This is a genomic window from Maridesulfovibrio frigidus DSM 17176 (genome assembly GCF_000711735.1).
GTDB lineage: Bacteria > Desulfobacterota > Desulfovibrionia > Desulfovibrionales > Desulfovibrionaceae > Maridesulfovibrio > Maridesulfovibrio frigidus.
The window spans coordinates 185826-210403 of sequence record NZ_JONL01000001.1; the positions used below are offsets into that span (position 1 = coordinate 185826).

Genomic DNA, 24578 nt, shown 5'->3' on the forward strand with positions numbered 1-24578 from the left:
GATATCGATTGGAGTACTTGGTGGTACGTGCAGGGGCAGTGATATAAAGGATGCTGGCTTTAATCCCTAATACTATGCGCCCCCCACGTCCAAGTACTATCAGGCTTACCGAAGGATCTGTTTACATCTTCCAAATTAAATATTCCTCCATAAAAACGATTATGGAATGCCTCTGCCTCTTTACTGATATCAAAAGCGAAGGCTCCTTTATACATCTCATTGGCAATATTCATCAACCCTAGTATCCATCTGGGACCACCAAAATCACTACTAGGGATTGGCGCAGTGTGAATCCGCTTATTGCGAACAGCGTCAATGCGGATATTTTTATCTACACATTCATTATAAAAATCCGTTGGCGAATTAGAAATAAAGGCTGAAATAAATATTATTTCAGGATTCAATTTTTCAACTATTTCTTGATCAATAGTCATACCCGGGCGGCCTGATATTTCAATTTCTTTATTAACGCTTATACCGTTACATATTTCAACCAAATTATTTTCAAAACGCTCCCCTTTAATACAAAATTGTGGCTTACCCATTACATAGTAAACTCGTGGTCGGTGTGGCTGATTGGAACAGGCAAGTTTTACAAGAGCGGTTTTATCTTCAAGGTAACTGACCAGTTCATTTGCCGCTTTTTCACGATATATAAGTGAGCCAAAAGACCTGATCAGATCCAGATATTTATCAACCCGCTGAATACCATGATGAAGATCCTGCATCTTATTGTTGCACAGCAAATGCTCCCAGACATGAACAACTTCCGACTTATTTTCAGCACCTATAGCAATCAAAATAGATTCAACTATTTCAAGAGCACGAGTAAAAGGGTAGCCTCCCTGAAAATCATTTTCCCTGAAATCCGTAACCTCTGCTTTGCCACAAATACCCGAGGAGTGTTCGCATTTTGGACATTTTATATCCTGTAGATTGGTTGCAGATATTTTTAATAGCCTTGCACCCATCGGCCCGTAAAAATCTCTATGAACAACCGTTTCTCCACACTTAGAACAACAACTGTCTAATTCTTTTGTTCCAGGTGAATTGAATACGTAAACATAATCTAAAAATTCTCTCATTTTTTGACTGAAACTTTCCGTTTCTCTAATCAAAGGTTCTTGTTCTGGATCAGCCCCTTCCAAAGGAATAAAGCGCATCACCTGCATGGGAATCTTAGCAGAAATCTTTTTGATAACAGAGCACAACTCAAGCAGTTCCGGCCCATTGTATTTCTTATGAATACAAGCAAGCTCGATATGAACTCCTGCCTCATGCAGCATTTTAATATTTCGCAGGACAGGCGCGAATCCCTTGAATCCAGAACACGCGCGGTAATCTTTTTCCGACAGGCCTTTTATACCGATATTGATAAAATCGATAACAGGTAAAATACGCTTCACGGATTCCAATGAAAAATAACCGTTTGAAGAACAACCGACTAGTAACCCCTTTGACTTGGCTAAAGTCGCAACGGAAATAAAAGTCTCAAATGCAGCCAAGGGATCATTCATCAGAAATGCAATGCCTTTGCAATCATTTTGGATAGCCTTATCGATAACTTGTTCAGGCGATAAAGGCTGAAGGGCTTTGCTTTCCGGGTTCATTTCCCTAACAATGACAGTGGAAATGCATCCCGGACAATCAAAGTTACAACCGACAGTGCTAAGTTGAAGAAATCTTCCGCCAGGATGGAAGTTAAGCATGGGCATAGTCTCTATTTTAATCGGGCAAACAATAAGATACTTGTCCTGGTAAATTTCTGATATTATACCATTTTCGTTTTCATAACGTCCGCAGCGGCCAATACTACCTTGAGAAATTCTGCATTCATTTTCACACACATGACAACACACATTTTGATATTTAGATTCCTGTAACATCAGCCCTCCGCCGGTTTACTAATCTCAACAACCTTGTTTACAATTTTTGCTTCTCGAATAACTCATAAAAAAACACTTTCAGCCATCCACTCACGCTTTTAATCATTTTCGTGACCATTAATAACTACAGCATAAAAAAATAGCCCTGTTCTGAGTTTCAACTCAAAACAGGGCTATTAAAATAAACCAATAAAATTAGAAGCGACGTGAATTATTATAAATTAGAGATATTTAAAATTAAGATTTTTGGCATAGTCATAGCTGAAGATGGATCATACGAGGAGTTACTATAAAAATATTATTTTTTAATAAACGCGTAACGTCATAACTAGTTCCATTTTCAATGGCATATCTAAAAGGGACGGCTTATGTTGTATATGGTCAAATATTTTATGGCTAAGCTCATCTATACATACAGATTAAGATCATCAAAAAGTAATCGTAATCGCCGTTCCGTCTTCTTCTGAAGTTACATACTCAATTTGCCAACCATGCGCTTCCGATATCAGCCTTGCAGAATAGGTACCCAGTCCAGTTCCTCGTGGTTTTCCAGAAGTACTGTATTTGTCGAAAAATGTTTCTCTAATGTCTAGAGGAACCGCTCCCATATTATGGATTTGAATAGATTTTCTTTCGGAATTCATAGACAGAGTAATTTTTTCGTTGTCAGGGGATGCATCAAGAGCGTTACGAATTAGGTTAGACAGCATCGAATAAAATAAGAGTTCTTCGCCGCATATAATCATGGAGTCGTCTTGAGATAAAGCTTGCCCATCCAAAGAGAGAATCATCTCGTTGTTTTTGATCTCCCATATGGATTTTTGATCTGCAATGACCTTACGAAGGACTTTCACTAGGTTGATGTCACTCTCTTGGACCTTGTATGTTCCTTGCTCCATTTTAAACAAATCCAATGAAGAATTGATCATGTGGAGCATCTCGTAGCCGGCCTCTTCAACTCTTTTAAGCATATCTTTTTGGTAATCCTCCAGTTCAACGCTCAGAATAAGAATTTCAGGCACACTTATTATGGTTTGTAGCGGATTTTTAAGGTCATGACGGGCAATGCGTTCGACCTCTTCAATTAGATTATTTGCTTCTATAAGCTGCTCATTTTGTTCGGCTAACTTGTCTCGTGAAGCTTTTAGTGAAATCTGTGTCCGTACACGAGCCAAAACAAGAGGTGGACTTATGGGCTTGCTTATAAAATCAACCGCGCCCAGCTCAAAACCTTTAGCTTCATCGTCTACTTCGTTTTTAGCTGTTACAAATATTATCGGTATTTCTGACGTTTTATGATCGCCTTTGAGTCTTTGACATACTTCAAAGCCGTCCATCTCCGGCATCATAATATCCAAAAGTATGAGGTCAGGCATGTCACCTTCGTTCACAATATCAAGCGCATCATGCCCACTCATGGCAATGCTAAGTTCAAACTCGTCCATAAGCAATTCACTGAGAACCGTTATATTTACCGGAGTATCATCAACGATTAATATTTTGTGTTTTTCCATATTCATATATGTGCCAGCTTAGTTATTAAGTTCATGTTCTATGGATTCAAGTGCTTCAAGAGCACCAGCAAAATCAAATCTTGAGAGGCTCTTCTTCAGCTTATCAAAAGAAGTCATAGCCATTCCGCTAAGTGCTTCAGCCAGATCATCCGCCTTTCTGCCAGCCATTGGATTACGTTTCTCAAGCAGCTCTTTCATTTCAGAGAGAATAGGTTGGATATTTTCAAGATCAACAGCAACTTCTGTTACAGCACTACTTTGTGCGGCTTCCAATTCTCCCGCAATTAAATCAAGAGCTTTCTGTGCGCCCGCAAAATCAAACTTTGAAAGGCTCTTTTTGAGTCTAGCGACTGCACTCGAGGCAAGCCCACCCAACACTTCAGTCAGGTCGTCCACCTTTCTGCCAGCCATTGGATTGCGCTTCTCAAGCAGAGCATTCATCTCAGCGATAATTGGCTGAATATTTTCAATTTCAATAGCAGGGCCCGCGGCTACGCTTTTTTGCGAGGCTTGATACTTACCAGCAAAAGAAGCAATGGAATCCATGACTGTTTTTAGTTCAACAGCTAACGGTTCCAGTTCTAAAATCCCAATATCAAGTTCACCATTTTTCAATGCTTTTTCAACTTTTTCCGCGACATTAAATAAAGCCGATGCACCCATGTTTCCGGCAACACCTTTCAATGTATGAGCTTCGCGCGTTGCTTCTTCAAGGGGCTTTTCCTCAATAGCGGTTTTGATCACACTTACGTAGTTTTTGTAATCCTCCCAGAATTCTATGAGGAGCCTGACATATAGTTTTTTGTTTCCACCTATTCTCTTTAGGCCGTTATCAATATCAACCCCGTCGATAGACTCGGGGAAAAGATCTTCCTCCGAATGTCCCGCAGAAATGCTGGCTTCTTTGAACTCTGATTGATCTCGTTCGCTTGCAGGGATAAATTCCACAAGCACATTAAATAATGTTTCGGGATCAATAGGTTTGGTGATGTGATCGTTCATACCTGCTTCAAGGCTCTTTTCACGATCACCAGCCATAGCATGAGCGGTCATGGCTATGATGGGCAGATCGTTAAATTTTCTATGTTTCCGAATTTCTTTGGTGGCAAGAATTCCGTCCATGATCGGCATTTGGATGTCCATCAGTACGGCATCATAGTCTGTCTTCAAAACCATATCGCAAGCGATCTTCCCATTGTCTGCAACGTCTACACGGAAACCTGCATTTTCAAGTATCTCAGTAGCAACCTGCTGATTGATTGAGTTGTCTTCAGCCAGCAGGATATGAGCACCTCTTATAACATCCAAAGCAGGATTCTTTAAGTTGGAAGAACGCTCGGCCAAATAGCGGGAATCAGTGTTTTTTCCGAAGACTTCCATTATAGTGTCGAAAAGAAGGCTTGGATTCACAGGCTTAATTAAAAATCCTGAGATACCAGACTGCTGAGCCTGATTCATAATTTCTTCCCGCCCAAAAGCGGTGACCATTATCACGGTAGGGATGACTTTCAGCTTCGGATCTTTTTTGATTATTTTAGTAGCTTCTATTCCATCCATTTCCGGCATTTTCCAGTCCATTAGCACTACATCAAATGGCACGGTAGCACTCGCATCTTCAAGAGTTTCAATTGCCGCTTTCCCTGAAGGAACTGTCTCCGGTGAGAATCCCATGCTTTCCAAATAACCAGCAAGAATATTTCTGGAAGTGCGGTTATCATCGACAACCAACACACGCATGCCTCGGAAGTCCTCTTGAAGGACTCTCGACTTAACGCGATCATTTTCATGAAGGCCGAAACGAGCGGTAAACCAGAAAGTACTTCCCTTCCCCGGCTCAGATTCTACACCGATGTCACCACCCATAAGTTTTGCCAAACGTTTGCATATGGCAAGCCCCAGTCCTGTGCCGCCGAACCTTCTTGTCGTAGAAGTGTCGGCCTGTGAAAAGGATTTGAAAAGCCTACCGATCTGCTCTTCTGTCATTCCTATGCCAGTATCCCTCACAGAGAATTTGAGCATTGTACCTTGCTCATCTGTATCAACAACCTCGGTAGAGATTAGAATATCACCTTTGTCTGTAAATTTAATGGCATTGCTGCTCAAGTTGATAAGAACCTGTTCTACACGCAGAGAGTCTCCGATAAGGTTGTTCGGAACATCAGGATCAATCTTAAAGAGTAGTTCAAGTCCTTTGTCTTCAACTTGTACAGTCAACATATTGATCAATTGACTGACAGTATCTTCGAGATAAAATTCAGCCTTCTCGATTTCCAGCTTTCCTGCTTCAATTTTTGAAAAATCAAGAATATCATTAATTATTCGCAATAGCGCTTTGGCTGAAGAATCAATTTTAGTCAGATAATCTGACTGCTTGGAATTTAGATCAGTCTGTAAAGCTAGGTGACTCAAACCAATAACAGCATTCATTGGAGTTCTGATCTCATGGCTCATATTGGCGAGAAAGTCAGACTTCGCTAAAGTTGCCGATTCTGCTTTTTCTTTTTCCTCGTCCAAATCATCCATCATGTTGAGCATCGCGGATTGGGTTTCATCCAATTCTGCCACTCTGCTATTAAGCACGCTTTCAATGTTTTTTTGATCAGTAATATCAATAAAACTGCCTAGAAGGGATTTCTTTCCAAAGTAGTCAACAATTGCCCCTCTGAAGATACACCATCGAGGTTCTCTTGTTTTCAGTCGCACCATTTGAATTTCGATCTGTTCGCCTGTCTCAAATGCTTCGATTAACCTAGGGCGGTCTTTCTCTGGATTTACGTATACATTAGAGACATCAGCAGCCATTAATTCATCTTCTGTCATGTTTGCAAATTCAGCATTTGCTTTATTTACACGTCTGATTTCTCTTGTCTCATAGTCAGTAATAAACAAGGGAGTAGGAATTGCATTAATTAGCTTTTCGAGCAGCTCATTGGATTCTTTCTGTTCAGTAATATCAGTGATGGAGCCAGCAGCACGGTACGCGATACCATCTTCACCACGTAATGATTTCCCGCGAGAGCGGAACCAACGCCAAGCACCTTGTTTGGTTTTCAAGCGATATTCGACATCGTAAGGAGCACCTATTTCTATATGTTTATTGAATGCATCAAGAGTGTGCACTTTGTCTTGGCGATGCAATGCGAAACGCCATGATTCTAAAATATTTGGAAAGTCCTTTTCATCTTCGTATCCCAAAAGTGCTCTAAAACGACTAGAATACCAGAAATGCTCATTGGATAGATCGAAGTCCCATAATCCGTCACCACTGCCGGAGGTAGTTAAAGCAAACCGTTCCTCGCTTGTGCGAAGCGCTTCTTCTGTGGTTTTACGTTTAGAAATATCTTCTTTAACAGCCAGATAATGCGTTATTTCATCATCCTTAGTCATAATTGGAGTAATCGATGCTGACTCCCAATAAAGATCACCATTTTTCTTCTTATTTAAAAATTCACCTCTCCACTCTTCTCCTCTGGAAAGAGTTTCCCATAATTTTTCATAAATCCCATCTTCTTGAATTCCAGATTTTAAAACTCGGGGATTTTGTCCAATAGCTTCATCAAAAGAATATCCGGTGACTTCACAAAATTTGGGGTTAACATATTCAATGGTCCCGTTTAAATCTGTAATTACAACTGAAAACGGACTTTGCTCTACGGCTATAGATAATTTTTTTAAATCTTGTTCAACTTTTTTACGGTCTGTTATATCCCGAATTGACGCGACAACCAGTAGTCCTGACGAGGTTTCGATCGGACTCAAACTCATATCCACCGGTACGAGCGAACCTTCCTTAGTTTGAGCTACAAACTCTGCGGCGATAGTAGCCATCTTCTTGCTTTTAACGCCATTTAGATACTTTTCACGATTGGCTGGATGAGATTCCCGGATATACTCAGGAACCAGCATTTCGATAAATTGTCCGAGCATTTCGGTTCGATGGTAACCGAATAATTGTTCTGTTTGTGAGTTGACTAAAACAATCTCGCCGGCCTCGTTTGAAACGACCATAGGATCAGGTGCCGACTCTAACAGGCCAGCGAAAAGGTCTTTATTCTCTTTGATTTCTGCCGTGGCTATTTCAACTTTATGCCTAATGATCTTATTGCTTTGCATGAGCATGAACGCCAAGACAGCAAGACCTAAACTCACTATCCCGCCAAGCAACAAAGTTAATTCTATAAGGCCCTCATGTGGGCCTTCATTGAAATCATCATTAAACGCCCAAATGAAAGAAATAGTTGCTCCGCCGAGCATAATCTTTGTTGTCGCTCCGTAAATAGGGTCGGTAATAGATCGTTCGGCAATAATCTGTGTAGCTCTCGCTCCTGACCCAATGTCAAATTCACCTTCTATAGCAATTCCGAGCCCTGCTGGCTGGTGAATCTCAAACAAATTATTCACAACATCGCTTATATTAAGAATTCCTAGAATTGCCTTTTTCTTACCGTGAAAATTAATAACAAGAGCAATCGGCGAAACGGTAGTTTCGTCTTCCGTTAAAAACGCACGCCCAAAGGTTATTTGGCCTTGTCGCCGTGAAGCCGTTCTGAGGGTTTCCAATATGAGTGCATGTTTATTCGCACTCATTTGACTCAGTCTCGTATCAATAAATGAATTAGTGTATTCTACTTTCCATTTATTCTCACTTTCAAGCTGATTAAGGATAGTTATGGAATCGGTGAATGACGCAACAGCTCTCTTATCTAAAGAATCCAATACGCCATAGAACTCTTCTTCCGAAACATTATCCGAGTTTTCATAGACAGCTCCCATGCCTGTGACCGGCGCGTAGCTATCTTCAATCCAATTAGTAATAATGGAAGAAAACCATCCTGCGGCATGCGAAGACTCCTGTTCCCAAACACCTTGCGCCCTGTTTGTGAGGACCTGACTTAAGAGCAGGGTGCCAGAGCATCCTAGGATCAATATTACGAAGGCTATTAAGAGTGGCTTATTCTTCACCGTGTCTCCTGGAAATTATCAATCATTGTAAAAATTCAGAATACTGTCTGTTAATTAACACTAAAGGTTGGGCGAAAACCTCTGGGAGGAAGTGTCCCCGAAGAGTCCCATTTTTTAATATTCTTCTGATCTACGATTACAACTGCTGGTGCAACGTGTTTGTAATAATCCTGCTCTTCGAGACAGCGGACTATAGTGTCTACGGCTATCTTAGAAAGCATTACAGTTGAGTCAGTCGGTGCTCCAGCTATTGCACCTCGTCTGATTCCTCGATTAATTCCCAGAGTGAAATAATAAGAAATTATTTTTACTTTTCCCAACATATTCCGTTCTCTCAGCATAGGAACAGCGGCTTCGGCTGTAGGGGCAGTTCCAACGATAAAGTCAATATCATCACCGTATGTATTAAGAACTTTGGTAATCAATGCACCTTGACTGGTACGCCCTGTATCTCCATATTCGGTGGCAATAACTGAAACAGGTTTATCCTTTATTGCCTCGGAAAAACCTTTAAGCCCGGATTCAACCCATCCAGCTCCTTTAGGCCCTGGAAACCACGCAACTCTGGCAGGCTTACCTAGTTTTTCTTGTAGTTTCACCAGAAACTCACCAGCTTGCAATCCCATATTTTGAAAAGACGAAGCCACCCGTGCGTTAATATGCGGAGATCTGATTGTATTCGCCAAGTCAACGATGGGAATCTTCTTTTTCGCAGCAATTTCAATTAAATCATTTAACCCCGTATCTGAAATAGCTCCAATAATAATGCCATCGGGCTTTTCTGATGCTATACATTTTTGTATCTGTACACGCTGGGTATCTAAATGCTCATAACCACCAGCCTCGTAAATAACCAAATTTATTCCAAGTCGTTTAGCTTCACTTATCAAACCGTAGTTTGCGCTAAGCCAATAAGAATCTTTCAAGTGCGGAATAAAAGCGAAAATACGCCATTTCTTTTCTGCTTTCTGCAGCGGAGTGTAGGTTGCTGTTTCTCGCTTCAACTCCGTGTTAAATGGAGGAACCCATATATCGACTTGGGTGGACCACAATTTCTCTGCAGCACTCCCCTTTATGGGGAAAGCGAAAACAACAAGAAGCGTTGTAATCAGAAAATAATATTTTAAACTTTTTAATTTGCTTAGCATGCTCAACTCACTTTTTTTAATGAATTTTGTATTTAGCTTCGCCGCCAGTCTTTTCAATCAGACCGTTAATTTCTTTTTTCAACTCTATCATTTTCATCTCACGCCCTACAGCCAGCTTTCTGAACCGATCCAGTTCACCAAACTTTGTCCGAAGTATATTTTCAACTTTTTTAAGTTCGGTAATATCTACAGCCCACCCCAGCACACCATTTTCGCCTTCATAATCAAATCCGTAATAATTCAGTAGCATGTCGTAGATAGTTTTATCCGGACCATAAATCTGGGCCTCGTAGTTCTCCAACTTACCGTCTCTTTTTAGTGAGTTGACCACATGATCACGGCTCGAAGAATCAACATATGCTCCTACGGCAGTATCACCCTCTTTCAGTCCCGTAAGATTTGCCCAACTGCTGTTAGCGAATCGGAAAACGCCATCGACCGTAATGGCTATGCCAACCGGGCTGGTATTCATCATCCCCTGCAATCGATCACGCTCTGTTGAAAGAGCTGCTTCCATTTCTTTTCTATCTGTTATGTCGAAGAGCCATCCCAGAATACCTTCGTTCCCTTCATGGTTTATAGGAAGATACGAGATGAGCATATCACGAGCTTTTCGCTCTTTATTGTACATTTGTATTTCGTAATTAGAGACATGTCCGTCTCTTTGCATCATGGCAATGATATCGTCGCGATCTGCCGGATTAACATATAGGTTTGGAGATTCGTCTCCAACTTTTGCACCGTAATGTTCTTCAAATGCGGGGTTGGTGAAGTGGATTATTCCACCAGTTGAAAAAGCAACGGCAATAGGGCTTGTATCAAGGATACTTTGTAGCTGATCCTTGGAATCCTGCAGTTCTTTTTCAGCTTTTTTACGCTCTGTTGAATTTTGAAAAACTATGACAGCTCCTACAATATCTCCGTCGAGTATCGCCGGTGTAGAAGAATATTCTACAGGTATACTTGTTCCGTCTTTCCGCCATAAAACCTCATCTGAGACGGTATAGCTCCCCCCATCAGAAAAGCTCTTATTCATGGGGCAATCTTTGATATCATAAAAGGAGCCGTCGGAATGACTATGATGGATCATATCATGAATCTTTCGCCCTAAAATTTCGTCCTCAGAATATTCGAGCATAGCTAAGGCTGAAGCATTAACAAAACACGCTTCTCCACTAGTGTTCACTTCTATAAGCCCTTCGCCCATAGACGAAAGAATTAAACGCGCATGCGCTTCTGCTTTTGCCAGCTCTGATGTACGCTCAGCTACTGTGTTTTCCAAATTGTCTTTTGCGCTTTCAAGTAATTTGTTTGTCCGCTGGCCAAGAACCAGCACAAGTAAAGTTGCGCCTATTGAAAGAAACAGAGTAAATCCGATGACAAGAATAAAAATATTGCGCACATAATTAAAGTTGGCCATAGCTTCATCTACATCGATTTCAGCAGCAAGACCCACATCCAAATTAGTATCCCATAGCCAAGCACCGTAAACAGGTACCCCTCTGTAATCTCTGTAACCATCCATATTTATTTCTATGGTAGGGGCGGACGAGGTTAATTTGCTGTCTTTGATCTCTGCCCTGCTTGCAATTGCGCGCTTAGCCATATGAGTCAGAGGAGCATTTTCGTTCTTCTTAGCTTTTCCCTTACGCTTCAGAAGGTTTTCTCCTGGATCTTTAAGCAGTAAATGCAATGCACTGGATTGCCCTTCTTCAATTAATCCTATCTGCCGCAACTCTTCTTCAAAGCGGCTATTGCTGAGAAGTACTCCGTTTTTATTGAAAGCATATGTTTCCTGCGAAGTACCTTCTCCTGCTATATGCAGAGAATTGGTAACCCCTTTTGTTGGGTCAACCCTCAATGTGAAAACAGCTATAATTTCCTCGTTTTCGTTTTCGATCGGTCCCATAAAAAACATTGTGGGCGGCTTTTTATTGACCTTGGCCACACCTGCTGTGCTTAAATATACATCTAAATTGATAGGAGGGACAAATAAGACTTCTCCATTAAATGCCCTTTTGATCAGGTCTGGGCGTTGTTCCGCAATAAGATTTTTAGTCCCAATGTTACCGTCTCTCATTGATGCGAGACTGATGTAATCCGGGCCGATGATAAAGAAACCAATATTTGCGAATACTCCATCATCTGTTTTGAAGAAATTGCGAACCTCTTTAAGGGCTGGAGAAGAGAGAAAAGCTTCACGTTTATGTGGTACTTTCAGTAAGTTCTCGGTTATTTGGGTTAGCTCTGTATTATGTCCGAGGTGTTTGGTCATGCTTTTTCTATCCCGAACCCAGTACTCAAGAGAGTAATCAGCAATTTTCAACCCACCACGGATGTTGTTCTCAACATTTTGGACAACTTTGTGGCGAATATTTTCTAACGCAACCCACCCCATAAAACTGACAATTGCGACAAAAAGAGTCAATCCAAGCAGAACGTAAGACCTAAATTTTTTAGAACCGAAGGCCTGTGAAACACGTTCAGTTTTGACACATTTTAACAGAACTAATGCTGACAGAGCCAAAAACAAGAAGAGACCCAACCCATAAATGAGAATATGCTTATACGAAAGAGGATCTACGGGGGGGGCGGTAATTTTCTCTGCAGCGTCAAGCTGCCATTGGTTGCGCAGGTGTTGTATTTGGTCTGGAGAAATGCTCGCCAGAGCCTTATCGATAATCGAAACAAGCTCCGGCCAATCGTTGCGAACGCCTATGGTATATCCTTCCTTCTCTCCTTCTCCGAAGAAAACATAATCAACCATTTTCAAGTTATTAAAACCAGATTCGCCGGAGATGTAGTTTCCTACCCCAGAATTTAAAATAGTTGCATCAGCCTTTCCTTGAGCAACGGTCATTAAAGCTGATTTAGCTGTTTCTACCTCAACAATTGTGCAGTCGGGGTAAATATTTTTGATAATGGGAATATCCGAAGAACCTTTAGGAATAGCTATGGTTGCAGTCCTCAGATCATCTATTTTTTGGATCACATCATTGTCAAGGCGAGCGAAAAGTCCTGTTGTGGTACTATAGTATGGTTTAGTAAAAAGAAGGTATTTCATACGCTCTGGTGATTTTTTAATTGTATGGAGAGCGTCCACTTTTTTATCTTTTACTTCCTGTAAGGCTCCAGCCCAGTCATCCCTACTTTCCCACTTAATATCAAACCCGGCCAGCTTTGCCACCATTTCAAATAAATCAACACTAAAACCTGTTGCAGAACCATCTTTGTAAAAATCGAAGGGAGGGAAATTCTTATCACTAATAACCTGTATTACAGGGTGTTTTTTTAGCCATGCACCCTCTTCTACTGTCAGTTTTATATTTGGAGATGTAGCACGTTGTTTTTCGCTGGAAGTATCATCAAGTTCGTTGCTCACCCATTTTTGTTGAATTTCAAGCATTTCCTGAGGAGTAACAGTAGCCATTGCTTTTTCAAATATAGATAGAAGGACAGGCCAATCCTTGCGGACAGCTATACGCAAGTTAAGTTTTTCAGGGTCACCTATTTTGGCCTCGCTGGAAATACGCAACCCTGAAAGGAGGTTCTTAGAAATGAGGTAACGTTGAACAGCTTCAGATCCAAGTGTCACATCGGCTTCACCATACGACACCGCTTTAAGGCATGATAATGTGTTAGAAAAAAGGACTCTTTCAATTTCCGGGTGTATTTTTTTTAACAGCTCTTCAAAAAAGAATCCTTTAGTAATGGCTACTTTTTTACCATGTAATTGTTCTAAAGAAGAATAGTTCTCACCAGTTCGGCAAACAATGACCTTAGGATTATGGAGATAGGGTGCTGAGAATAATAAAAACTTTTTGCGATCCGTTGTTTCAACTATATCTGAAAGAGCATCAATTTCTTTATTGGCTGCCATCGCCATAAACTCGGCCCAACTCGGACCACTTATATACTCAATATTAAAACCGATTTTACGAGCTAACAAGTCAATATAGTCAATAGATAAACCCTGCGCTTTTCCATGTTCATAAAAATTAAATGGAGCCCAGTTTTTATCATTATACATTCTAACAACAGGGTGTTCTTTAATCCATGCTCTCTCTTCTTGAGTCAGCTCTATGCTACCGACATCATCAGTCGCAGCCAGAAGTGAAGAGTTCATGGCAAAAAAACAGATCAGGATAAACAGAACGTTGGCTATGACTTTTTTCATACTGGGATTCCTATATAAGGCATATCATTATGTGTACTTGAAGATTCGGTAATTATTAAATGTACATAAAATAAAGAGTAAAGTCATTGATAAAACAGATTGTTTGTGTAGCTCATATGTGCATGATTAAAACCTGAAATATAATTATTTACCACAACAGACAAACTGATTCAAAATAATATTTCATGCCTTTGATTAGACTAAAATTAATGTACATTTTTTTTAAGATGATGCATAAATGATTAAATGTAAAAAGTTTAAATATTGATTTGATAATAATTTGGAAAGTAATACCTAGTCCATTCGGTAGATGTTTATACATCAGTACAAGATATTATGCTGGCACGCCGAGGAAGTTAGCTGAGAGCTAGCAACAGTTACACAAAATAACGAGTTCGTGGGGATAATTACCATTGAGCATCTGCTTAAAAAATTGTTCAACTCGGATAGCCTGACGAAATATGGAGAATTGATATGAGTGAAAAAATGAGAGTATTAATTGTTGATGATGAGCCAAACAATATTACAGTATTGTCCGAGCTTCTAATGGATGAATATGAGCTTGCTATTGCCATGAATGGGCAGGATGCAATTGATATAGCGCGAGAAGAGCCTAAGCCGGATTTAATCCTGCTCGATATAATGATGCCCGGCATGGATGGTTATGACGTTTGTAAGACTCTAAAAGCTGATAAGGACACTGCTTCTATCCCGGTAATTTTTGTTACTGCGATGGGAGAAATTGAAGATGAAACCAAAGGGTTCTCTGTAGGTGCAGTTGATTACATCACCAAGCCCATATCACCTCCTGTTGTAAAAGCTAGAGTGGCTACTCATGTTGCTTTGGCCCATCAGCACCGAGCTTGCGAAATGCTTGTTGAAAAACAAGTTAAAAAAATACGTGAAAGCCAAAAAGATGCAGTTTATATGCTCGGTAGTGCAGGTCACTACAACGATGATGATACAGGCGCACATATATGGAGAATGGCAAGCTATTCCAAAGCCATCGCCAAAGCAGCTAACTGGTCTGTCGGGAAACAAAATATGCTGCTACTGGCTGCAGCAATGCATGACACCGGAAAAATTGGCATTCCAGATAGCATATTGAAAAAGCCCGGAAAGCTTGATGATAAAGAATGGATCAAGATGCGCAAACATTCAGAATATGGACATAAAATTTTATCGGTTGCCAAAAGTCCGCTTTTTGTAATGGCAAGTGAGATTGCGCTATATCACCATGAACGTTGGGAAGGCGGCGGTTACCCTAAAAACCTGCAGGGTGAGGATATCCCGGAAGCAGCTAGGATCGTTGCTATAGCCGATGTTTTTGATGCCCTAACCATGCAACGGCCGTACAAAGATGCCTGGCCGATAGAAAGAGCAATGGAGTACATCGGAAACAGCAACGGACATTTTGAACCACGCTTGAGTGAAATTTTTGCATCAATTGAAGATGAAATCGTGTCCATAAAAGAGCATTGGGGTAAAAAAGAGAAAAACGTAACGATGATAGACTCTTAAAATACTAGACTTTTTTATTATTCTTTTCCAGACTTTACGGCTATAGACCAATATCTTATGGCACCGCCTTCGATGATCTTTGAGGCGACGTATTCCGTATTGTTGGCGTCGCGCTCGGCACGCAATTCCTGAATGGCCATCTTTTTGCTGCCAATATAGGAAGAAAGGCTCTTATAAAATCCTAGGTTCTGAAACCCCAGCAGACATCCCACTAGCGAAAAGAAACACGCTAATAGTCCTTTCCTGGAAACTATTTTCTAGTACACGCGGGAGCGGTCTTAAAAGGAAGAGTCAACTTTTAATTCTTTAAATCGCTATCATCTATGGTGTTAGAAGCTTCAGGTAAATTATTTCACTCTTAACGGGCTTTATTTCTGTACTTTGCCCCCCTACGGATTTATGCTTTTTGACGTTAGGCATGCCTATTCTTCAACTTAGTTAAATTAGGTTTAAGCAAGTATCCCTCGGGCATAACAATATAGTAACGTTAGAAAGATGAGTTTAATCAATCTTTTTAACTTTTTTGTGATTTATAGGGAAGAATATGGAGAGAGAGTGAAGGGCAAAAAGAAAAGGGGCTTAGATTTTCATCTAAACCCCTGAATTCTCTGGTAGGCCACGAAGGACTTGAACCTTCAACCAACGGATTAAGAGTCCGCTGCTCTACCAATTGAGCTAGTGACCCGCGTCGTGAGAAAGTGAATTAAGGTGGATCGCGTAAGTTGTCAACAACATTTTCATATTTTTGTTCAAAAAAGGCTAATTAATGCGTTTAAAGACATATTTCGTTATATTTATCAGCATTTTCCTACTCTCCGCAGCTTGTCCAGATCAAGCTAGCAGTGCTCAAAAAGAAAATCCTAATCTCAGTACTAAATGGAAACTTTTCAAACTTAACCTTGAGGATCAGGCCCAGACTGGTTTGCATACTGAAGTTTTAGCGGCCCTAATTCTTGAAACCAAAAACGACTGGTACACATACTCGCACAACCCGGGAAAAATGGGACAGCCGACAAAGCTGACTGTAAGTGCTTTACCGGGCAAGACTGCTCTTGAATCAATATACCTACCCGGAAAACTTAAAGATGACCCTTTTAATAAGGGTAGCAAGATAGAGGTGTACGCTACTCCTACGCCCATTCTAATTCCAATTCCTAACGTATCATCATCTATTTCATTGAAGGCTAAACTGTCTCTGTTAATGTGCTCTAAAACATCCTGTCTGCCATTTAAAACGGACCTCAACTTTATTGGGATGGGAATTGTTCCCGCAAACCTCCCTGAAGCTAGCAAGCAAGCATGGTGGCCTCTATTCCTAAAAGCGAGCAAAGAGCAGAGCAAAGGCATTGCTAAGGTTAAATTTTCGCTTAAAAACATTTCAACAGAAGCAACTACAGTTGAAAGCTCTGAGGGCATCAAAGTAACTGAAAAGACTAAGATAGTTGCGACCCCTAAGGAATCTGTAAAAAGCTCAGAAACGCTGGCAGAAACGCCGCCTAAATCTAAATTTTCGTTTGAATCATTAAAGCCCATATCTTTCACTCCAGGACTTGAGGTTGGCGACCTTACCACCGCGATACTTTTCGGAATTCTCGCAGGATTCCTGCTAAACTTCATGCCCTGCGTGCTTCCGGTAATAAGCCTAAAGCTATCAGCCCTACTAGCTGGATCACAGCACGTAGAAGAAGCTAAGCGTAAAAAAAGTTTTAGAGAGCATAATCTTTATTTCGCGCTCGGCATATTGCTGTATTTTGGAGTTTTGAGTGGAATATTAGGATTCACAGGGCTGGCATGGGGACAGATTTTCCAAAAACCATCTGTTGTTATTATCCTGACCGGCGTTGTTTTTGCGCTCAGCCTCAGTCTATTCGGCCTATTCAATCTTCCAATAGTAGACTTGAAAATCAGCACGAAAAACACAGGCCCACGTAGACAGGCTTTATTCACCGGAATACTTGCCACACTGCTTGCTACGCCTTGTAGTGGCCCGTTTCTAGGCGGCGTACTTGGCTGGGCAATGATTCAGCCGCCCTACGTAATCGGTAGCGTTTTCATAAGCGTAGGAGCCGGTATGGCTCTTCCATATATAGCGATGGCAATATTTCCCGGACTTGTTAAAAAATTCCCTAAACCGGGAGCATGGACTGTCTGGGTTGAGCGCTCGGCTGGATTTTTTCTGGCAGGGACGTGTATTTACCTGATCAGCATACTTCCAGAGAATATGCTCATCGCAACCCTCATTTTCATGTGGTTTACCAGTGTAGGGGCTTGGATGTGGGGACTTTCTGCCGGAAGCGATACCAAGTCCGGCATGATCCTTTTACGGATCATCGCATTAGCCATTTGTATAACAGCAGGATTCTGGGCTTCCACTCCACCGGTGCGCACTGCGAACTGGATCAATTTCAAACAGGAAGATTTTGCAACTCGCATCGGGAAAGAGGCTATTCTTGTTGAATTCACAGCCGACTGGTGTCCTTCCTGCAAAATTCTTGAACAGACCGTACTCACTGCCGGAAATCTCAACCGCTGGCAGGAAAAATATGATCTCCGTCTAATAAAAGTTGACCTAACGTCTCCTGATAAGACTGCGGATGAATTTCTCCGCGCATTAGGTAGCAGATCAATCCCACTTGCGGCTATTTTCAGTAAAGGGGAAAACAGCCACTCACCAACGGTTATCCGTGACCTTTACACCACAGGTCAACTTGAAGAGGCTCTTCAGCAAACGCTGACCGTCAAATAGCTCAGTTTTTTCAAATACAAAACCTTTTGAAATCTGTTGTTTTATTATTGCGTTCTATCCCTTTACGCGGACGGCAGTGTCAGTTAAATAAACTGCCTGAACTAACTATTATATGTTTATAAAAAGACCAACTATATAAGGACCAACATGCTCAACTTCCAATTTTTCATCCCTACAAGACTTATATTCGGCCCCGGCAAATTAGCAGAACTGGGAACCATCACCTGCCTCCCAAAAGGAGATAAAGCCCTTATAGTCATAGGTGAATCCGGCGCAATGATCACCAATGGATACCTTGATAAAGTTCAGGCGGCACTAGGCAAACAGAATGTGTCTACTATCGTTTTCGATAATATTTCCCCAAATCCTAAATCTGACCAAGTTGACGAAGCGGCTAAAATTGCCCGTGATAAAAAAGTCGACTTTATCGTGGCACTCGGTGGCGGATCCACAATTGATGCGGCAAAAGCCATTGCTCTGCTGACCACAAATGTCGGCAAATGCTGGGATTTCATTCAAGCCGGATCAGGCGGAGGCATCATAGCTGAAAATCCAGCCGCGCCTCTTATTGCCATTCCGACTACTGCTGGAACCGGAACTGAAGCTGACCAGTGGGCAGTCATCAGCAAAAGCGGCGGCACAGAAAAAATCAGCCTCGGCACAGATTCTACTTTCCCAACCATATCGATTATTGACCCGGAACTAATGATCAGCGTTCCGCCCCGCACCACCGCATACACCGGAATCGATGCATTCTTTCACGCTGTAGAAACTTTTGTTTCAACCGAGCATCAGCCAATGAGCGATATGCTTGCACTGGAATCAGTACACCTCATCACAAACTATCTGCCTATGGCGATAGAAGACGGAACCAACATCGAAGCTCGTACGGTAATGGCATGGGCCAGCACAGCTGCTGGAATGTGTGAAACATTATCCCGCTGCATATCCCAACATTCTTTAGAGCATGCCTTAAGCGCCATGTACCCTGAACTGCCGCACGGGCTGGGCTTAGCAAAACTTTCACTACCTTATTTCAAACGCTTAGTCCCCGGAAGCCCTGAACGTTTCGAAGATCTTGCCATGGCAATGGGATACGATACTTCAAGCTTTAACGAAAACCAACGAGCATCTGTCTTTCTCGAAGGACTGCGCGCTCTGTTGGAACGCACTGGACTTGATCAGGAATCGTTAAAAACCTATGGCGCAAAAGAAGAAGATGTTCCTGAGCTTGTAAAGATCGCTACGGAAACTATGGGGAAACTTTTCGACTTCACCCCAACTGAAATGGATCAGGACGATCTTGAATGCATAATGTCCGAAGCGATTAAAGGCTAAATAAAGTAAGCTCAAACGATATGTCGAACACTCGTAATTCTGTTTCAAAACAATCAATCGAATAACCTTGGCAAAAGGTGCTTAATTCGCATAGAATTGAATTAGAAGAGTTTAACCGCAAAAATAGTAAAGTATGACCCTGAAAAATAAAAAAATTATTCAATGCCCCTATTGCAACAGCAATCGCCTGTATCTTAGACGCGGGTTGGTTTCTGACGCATTCATTTCACTACTAACCTCAGTAAAATCATTTACGTGCGGGTCATGCAGCAGGAGCTTCAGGAAATACAACAACTATTTTATTAGTAAACAGGCTCTTGTTCATATCCTGATAATTATTGCAATTGTCGCCTTTGCCAATCCAAGCCTGATAAATCCGGCAAACTGGCTTATGACTGAGCAAGCATCTGAAGCAAACCAGCAGGTAGTTTCCAAGAGCACAGAAACCATGGTTCAGCCTGTAGACTTAACCACACAAAGCTATGAAGCTTTATCAAGCAGTGAATCTCTAGGCGGCGACACTACGGCAACAGCTAACAATACTAGCTACGCAGAGATGCAGGCTACTGGTAATGGAACAAACAGCACAACCGCAGTTATACAGCTTCCCGCGAATGCAACCATGGCCAGTAACAGTACTGGATCATTGAATGGAACGACTTACAAAGTGAATACCTTTGTAAATGGTACTGATATGAATTTTAATGCGACCGCCATTGCAGACATACAAAACAGTACCTTGGCTGTCCCTTCAAAAGCTTCTTTTAAAGCAGCAATACAGAGTGGACGACTTAACTCCATTTACTTTAAAGATATTGGTAGAAAAACTAGAATAAACTTAGACTTGGGCGGCTCACCGCTTTCTTACACTTCATTCTTCCTGCGTAATCCTGACCGACTGGTTGTGGATATACACGGAAGCTGGGAATACTTTGGTCCCACCACTTTGAAGCCGGAGAATCCAATCTTTTCGAAATTTAGAATCGGAATATATGAGAATAAATTACGCATGGTAATGGACCTCAAAGGTGATACACCTGCTCCGTCAATTACGAAGACAGACACTGGTCTTAATATCGACGTAAAATAATACTTACAAGCTGGTTATAAGTATAAAAAGCCCCTGATGCAGAGTATATCTTTGCATCAGGGGCTTTTTATTTGGTTTGATATATGCGCATTTCTGCTAGAGCTTCATCTTATCCCACGACATTATTTTTTTATAAGTCTGAACAGCTTTTAATGTTTCAGGTGTAAGCAGCGGATTCGAAGCATAAAATATGATTCGCTTCTCAAATTTTGCTTTTGAAAAAGCTTGCCCATAATGCGTTTCAAAAAGCTTGTCGAACTCTCCATTTTTTATAATCCTTTTAAGGCCTACCTCAAGTCTTTCAGCAAGCCTCGGATATGCAGGAGAAACAAATATAAAGGTGGGCAATGGCACAAATAGAGATAAAGTGGGCTCAATCATCATGTCAGGGTAAAGTAGTTTCCACTCATTTAATTCAGAATAGATCTCATTAAGCCCCCGTGGAAAAAATTTAAATCTACCACGATTCAACATACCAAACATCCCTTCATATACGGTTCCATCAACAATATTAAAACCTTGTAGTTCCAAGGCACGAGTAATGGACCATTGCGCCTGAAGGCCCATTTTCGTTTTCTTTAACTCTTCAAGATCTTTGACCCTACTAAAGTAATCCAAATCATCTTTGTGAATAAAAAACAAACGATAACTCAACAACCCCTTTGAAATAGGAATGCGAATCGGAATTGTTTTCTTCTCCCAATCCAACCTAGCCACTTGACTGGTTACGTTAACTTTTTCACCAGAAACAACTTCAAGAATAGCTCTCTGTTGCGAAAATTCTAGAGGAGTTACTTCAACAAGATACTCGCCAAAATCATCTTTTGTAGCTTCCATTATTACAATATATAATTCATTATAATAATCCCCGCGGCCATCTTTTGATGAAGCAGAAACGTGCGGTTTTAGAACATCAAGTGAATATGCTTTTAACGGAAAAAAGACAGACACAAAAAGCACTAAACCTAGTAATAATTTCCCCATAAAACAACTTCTCCGACCTATATTATTTCTCAACAAATACCATATCAAAATTGTCACCAGTGATAGACTGTGCCCCATTTTTGGTTACTTCAAAAGTATTTTCAACACCTACCATTCCTACACCGGGAATACTTTGTTTCGGCTCCAAAGCAAAAACCATCCCTTCTTCAATAGGGAGATCAAATCCTTTTGCAATAGGCGGGAAACCATCAATGGTAAGCCCTATGCCATGACCGATAAATGGAACTTTACTTTCGCCAATGCCCATAAATCCTTCAGCATAGCCATACCTCTCTGCCTCCTTAAGCAGAAGCGCATAGATAGAACTAGGCGTTACTCCCGGCTTTAAGTTATCTGCAGCCAAATCTTGCATATCTTTGCAAAATTTCTGTGCATCCATAACTTCGCGTGGCACAGAATCTTTAGATCCAGCCCAGAAAACCTGCGTCTTATCTGTGTGATACCCTTCAAGGACAAAACCTACATCTGTGGCAAGAAGCCCGCCTTTTTCCCATTCTTTATCACCACTCCCCATAAACGGAGAGGCAGGATGAACCCCGCGCATACCGAGCGGCCCGTTAAAGGAGCTGGGGTATATACCGGAATCTCCGGCGGAAACATGACCGAGAAACATTTCTTCACCAAAGGCCTGCATACGCATGTGCCCCTGATGACCTAGTTCGAAAAAGATATTCCATATAAAATGGGCAATTTCTCGCTCGTTCATACCCGGCTTAATTATTTCCGGTAAAATACTGACAAGAGCGGTGTTGTGCAATTCCCCTGCCCTGCGCATAATTTCAAGTTCCCACTCTGATTTTACAGCTCTTGAAAGAGCAAGTACCTTATCAGAAGGAACAAACTTAACATCCGGCAAGCGCGCAGCAAGCATTTCACCAAGTTGCCAAGTAAGCCCTGCTGTCTCAGCGCCAACTATTTCAGACAACGGTTGGCCAGCTTCTTTTGCAAGCGGGATTAGGTCCTTGAATGATCTGAATGGACAAATATTTTTTATAGAACTTTCAATCCGCGCCCTTTCAACAGACTTACGGACAAATAAAACAGGTTCACCTTCAGCGGGCAGCCAAAGTGCGCCATTTACAAAAGTCCCGGCTAAATAATAAAGTTGCAATCTCGAAAAAGAAAGTAACCCACCGGCTTCCGGTACGATATCAGCCATAAATCTACGGCACTTTGCCCAGCGTCTTTCAAGTTCTTCACGCGGCACAGCTATATTTTGTTCAATATTACTCATGATATAAGATCTCCTTAAATAGGACTATTCAATTTGTAAAAGTATTCGTTAAAAGTTGTATAGGAAATGAAACATTTATTAATTTACATTAAAAGAGAACTTTGCAAGTCATAGTGCTTTACTGTAGCATGCACGAGTTTCAGTTATCTCAGGAGAACAGTTAAATGATATTATTAGATGAAAAAAAGTTAGCCGCACTTCTAAATGAGGTCAAGGTCATTGCTGTGATTGGCGCGGTGGATAAGCTAGGCCGGCCAGTTGATATGGTCGGTAAATACCTAATTGAAGCCGGGTATAATGTTATTCCTGTTCATCCCAAAAGAGATCACGTCTGGGGACTTAAAACTTATCGGTCTATTATTGAAATCCCTGAAAAGATTGATTTGATAGATGTATTCAGGGCATCGCAATATTGTCCCGATCACGCTAAAGAATGCTTAAAACTCGAAATACTTCCGAAGGTTTTCTGGATGCAGCAGGGAATATTCAGCCCTGAAGCACGAGAAATCCTCACCAAAAAAAACATTACTGTCATCGAAGACAGATGTACCATGGTCGACCATAAAAGACTTATAGGCAAAAAATTATGATTCAAGCGTTTGATTGTCAAAGATGCGGCCACTGCTGTCAGGGTGAAGGCGGTATCATTATGACGCCTAAAGATAGACAGAGACTTGCTGACCACCTTGGTTTACCAGTTGAAGAGATGATCCAGAAATACAGCGAAAACGTAAATGGCAAAATTCGTCTCCAGAGCCGTGAAGACGGGTACTGTGTATTTTTCAATGATGGATGCGGTGTGCATCCCGGCAGACCTGATATTTGCCGAGCATGGCCTTTTTTCCGTGGTAATCTAATTGATGAAATGAGCTGGGAAATGATTCAAGACTACTGTCCGGGAATCAATAACGAAGCCGGACATAAGCAGTTTGTAATTCAAGGTAAGGAATATATCCGTGCCGAAGGTTTGCGCCAGCATGACCCTGAAGTAGCACCGAACGCGTTAATTACTGAAGACGACTAGAACCCATGAACACCCGTACAGCACAGCACATATTAAAAATAGGCTCGGATGCAACGCTAGCAGATATTAAACGCTCGTTTCGAAAACTTGCGTTCACAATGCATCCAGACCTTAACCCCAGCCCTGATGCTGCCCGAAAATTTAGAGAACTTAACGAAGCGTATGTATTTCTGACAAATGTCATGCGCAACTCCTCCGGCAATTCATCAACTGCTGGAGACCAATCCTACACACGCCAAAAAAAGAACTTTGATTTCAACGCTGACAATAAAACTGCGTCAGAAGGTGCCAAAGCATATCAAAAGCAGCAAAAGACTGCGCGCGCAGATGCTTATAAAGCTAAAAGCACAACATCCGCTCAGCAAAGCCGCTCATTCTATCAAAAAGAGGAAGATGTCCTCAAAGATATTTTAAACGATCCTTTTGCGAAGCAGGTCTTTGAAGATATCTACAGTCAGATTGGTAAAGATAGGCCATTCAAGCCTGAATCTGCGAATGGTAAAGAGCGCAAGCTAAACATGAATTGGGGCGACAAAACTGTCTCAGTAGATGTATCAAAAGGTCTTTTCGGCGGTATAAAGTCATGGATGACGGGACAAATGGATGATGAACAAACCGTTTTTTTTCCAGCTTCAACGCTAATTCCCGGCCGTAGCATACGCATCACCATTCAGCAGGGCATCAAGAAGATATCTAAAACACTTGAAATAACCCTCCCCCGCGACTTTATCATTGGAAGGCCAATAAGGCTGAAAGGGCAAGGGCGCAAACTCGGTCCATTTAAAGGCGACCTCTACTTACGAATTCTTGCTAAATAAATCCTACAGTCTCCTCTGACACCTTAGTATTACCCTTTTTTCATCAATAAAAATTTATTATTCCCCTTTTTCTCTTGTTTTCCTTCGTTTTTTTTACTAGCCCCTTATATAAGAC

14 protein-coding genes and 1 tRNA gene are annotated in these 24578 nt (G+C 41.4%); 7 read left to right on the top strand and 8 right to left on the bottom strand.

Going from position 1 to position 24578, the window contains the following annotated elements; translation table 11 throughout:
• Window positions 1-59: 59 nt before the first annotated feature.
• The 5 genes from BR06_RS0100905 to BR06_RS0100925 all read right to left on the bottom strand — a co-directional run bounded on the left by BR06_RS0100905 (window position 60) and on the right by BR06_RS0100925 (window position 13687).
• Window positions 60-1886, bottom strand: coding sequence for a radical SAM protein (locus tag BR06_RS0100905; RefSeq protein WP_031479205.1), 1827 nt, complete (start codon window positions 1884-1886; stop codon window positions 60-62).
• 428 nt (window positions 1887-2314) lie between these two features.
• Window positions 2315-3406 carry a hybrid sensor histidine kinase/response regulator gene (locus tag BR06_RS0100910; RefSeq protein ID WP_031479207.1) on the bottom strand — a complete coding sequence of 364 codons (1092 nt, stop codon included), beginning with the start codon at window positions 3404-3406 and terminating at the stop codon, window positions 2315-2317.
• Between the two features lie 12 nt (window positions 3407-3418).
• Window positions 3419-8362: a PAS domain S-box protein gene (locus tag BR06_RS19500; protein ID WP_051676853.1), complete on the bottom strand. Its 4944-nt coding sequence runs from the start codon at window positions 8360-8362 to the stop codon at window positions 3419-3421.
• A 50-nt stretch (window positions 8363-8412) separates the two neighbouring features.
• A complete protein-coding gene (gene torT / locus BR06_RS0100920; protein ID WP_031479211.1) occupies window positions 8413-9510 on the bottom strand; it encodes a TMAO reductase system periplasmic protein TorT in 1098 nt (365 codons plus the stop codon).
• Between the two features lie 16 nt (window positions 9511-9526).
• Entirely contained in the window at window positions 9527-13687 is a 4161-nt protein-coding gene (locus tag BR06_RS0100925) for a transporter substrate-binding domain-containing protein (RefSeq protein ID WP_031479213.1), read from the bottom strand.
• Window positions 13688-14161: 474 nt separating this feature from the next.
• Between BR06_RS0100925 and BR06_RS0100930 the strand changes: the two genes are divergently transcribed.
• A complete protein-coding gene (locus tag BR06_RS0100930) occupies window positions 14162-15208 on the top strand; it encodes a response regulator (RefSeq protein ID WP_031479215.1) in 1047 nt (348 codons plus the stop codon).
• Between the two features lie 609 nt (window positions 15209-15817).
• Here BR06_RS0100930 and BR06_RS0100940 read toward each other — a convergent pair.
• A tRNA-Lys gene (locus BR06_RS0100940) sits at window positions 15818-15893 on the bottom strand.
• A gap of 81 nt (window positions 15894-15974) precedes the next feature.
• On the opposite strand from BR06_RS0100940, the gene BR06_RS0100945 reads away from it, so the two are divergent.
• The 3 genes from BR06_RS0100945 (at window position 15975) to BR06_RS0100955 (ending at window position 20382) form a co-directional block, all read left to right on the top strand.
• Window positions 15975-17954 (top strand): protein-disulfide reductase DsbD family protein, encoded by a 1980-nt coding sequence (locus BR06_RS0100945; protein ID WP_031479219.1) that lies wholly within the window; start codon window positions 15975-15977, stop codon window positions 17952-17954.
• A 147-nt stretch (window positions 17955-18101) separates the two neighbouring features.
• Window positions 18102-19292 (top strand): iron-containing alcohol dehydrogenase, encoded by a 1191-nt coding sequence (locus tag BR06_RS0100950; protein ID WP_031479221.1) that lies wholly within the window; start codon window positions 18102-18104, stop codon window positions 19290-19292.
• Between the two features lie 205 nt (window positions 19293-19497).
• The gene (locus BR06_RS0100955; RefSeq protein ID WP_235727635.1) at window positions 19498-20382 is read left to right on the top strand and encodes an AMIN domain-containing protein; all 885 of its coding nucleotides are present in this window, start codon (window positions 19498-19500) and stop codon (window positions 20380-20382) included.
• Between the two features lie 96 nt (window positions 20383-20478).
• Here BR06_RS0100955 and BR06_RS0100960 read toward each other — a convergent pair whose 3' ends face one another.
• The gene (locus BR06_RS0100960; protein WP_156952628.1) at window positions 20479-21414 is read right to left on the bottom strand and encodes a hypothetical protein; all 936 of its coding nucleotides are present in this window, start codon (window positions 21412-21414) and stop codon (window positions 20479-20481) included.
• Entirely contained in the window at window positions 21389-22621 is a 1233-nt protein-coding gene (locus BR06_RS0100965; RefSeq protein WP_031479227.1) for a M24 family metallopeptidase, read from the bottom strand. The genes BR06_RS0100960 and BR06_RS0100965 overlap by 26 nt, the downstream gene beginning before the upstream one ends.
• Before the next feature lie 164 nt (window positions 22622-22785).
• Here BR06_RS0100965 and BR06_RS0100970 point away from each other — a divergent pair, with 164 nt between their 5' ends.
• Genes BR06_RS0100970 through BR06_RS0100980 form a run of 3 tightly spaced genes read left to right on the top strand, consistent with a single transcriptional unit; the run spans window position 22786 to window position 24463 of the window.
• On the top strand, window positions 22786-23211 hold the full coding sequence (locus BR06_RS0100970) for a CoA-binding protein (protein ID WP_031479229.1): 426 nt from the start codon (window positions 22786-22788) through the stop codon (window positions 23209-23211).
• The gene (locus BR06_RS0100975) at window positions 23208-23645 is read left to right on the top strand and encodes a YkgJ family cysteine cluster protein (protein ID WP_031479231.1); all 438 of its coding nucleotides are present in this window, start codon (window positions 23208-23210) and stop codon (window positions 23643-23645) included. The genes BR06_RS0100970 and BR06_RS0100975 overlap by 4 nt, the downstream gene beginning before the upstream one ends.
• 5 nt (window positions 23646-23650) lie before the next feature.
• A complete protein-coding gene (locus BR06_RS0100980) occupies window positions 23651-24463 on the top strand; it encodes a J domain-containing protein (RefSeq protein ID WP_031479233.1) in 813 nt (270 codons plus the stop codon).
• Window positions 24464-24578 lie beyond the last annotated feature (115 nt).